This window comes from Rhodococcus sp. T2V, from assembly GCF_029269925.1.
Taxonomy (GTDB): Bacteria; Actinomycetota; Actinomycetes; order Mycobacteriales; family Mycobacteriaceae; genus Rhodococcus_F; species Rhodococcus_F koreensis.
On sequence record NZ_JARJBD010000402.1, the window covers coordinates 1 to 475 of the forward strand.

The 475-nt window shown below is 65.5% G+C and carries 1 pseudogene; it reads left to right on the forward strand.

The features are described from left to right. Window positions 1-245, forward strand: a pseudogene (locus P3H15_RS55695) (cation transporter); the annotation flags it as partial. Between the last annotated feature and the right edge of the window lie 230 nt (window positions 246-475).

The window sequence follows — 475 nt, forward strand, 5'->3', positions numbered from 1 at the left end:
ACCGCGACGTCCTCGACTACGCCCTCGAAACCTCGGATCCGACAGTGCGGGCGGTATCCGTTAAGGACAGCGCCGCGATCGTCGGCATTCTCATCGCCGCCGCAATCGCGCTGCACCAGATCACGGGCACCGCCGTCTGGGACGCGACCGGGTCGATCCTCGTGGGGGTACTGCTGGGTGCGGTCGCGGTCGTACTGATCGACCGGAACCGCCGATTCCTCACCGGAGAGCCGGGTTCGAGCTAACTGCGCAACGCCGCCGTCGAACGAATCGCACAGCTACCCGACGTGGCGACCGTGCGCTTCGTGCGCATCGAGTACACCGGACCGAAACAGATCCTTCCTCGTCGCCAGCGTCGACCTCGTCGGCGACCATGCCGAATCCCACATCGCCCACACACTGCGCAAACTCGAACAAGAGCTCGAACGCAACCCGCACATCGTCGACGCCGTCCTCACGGTCGCAGACCCGCATG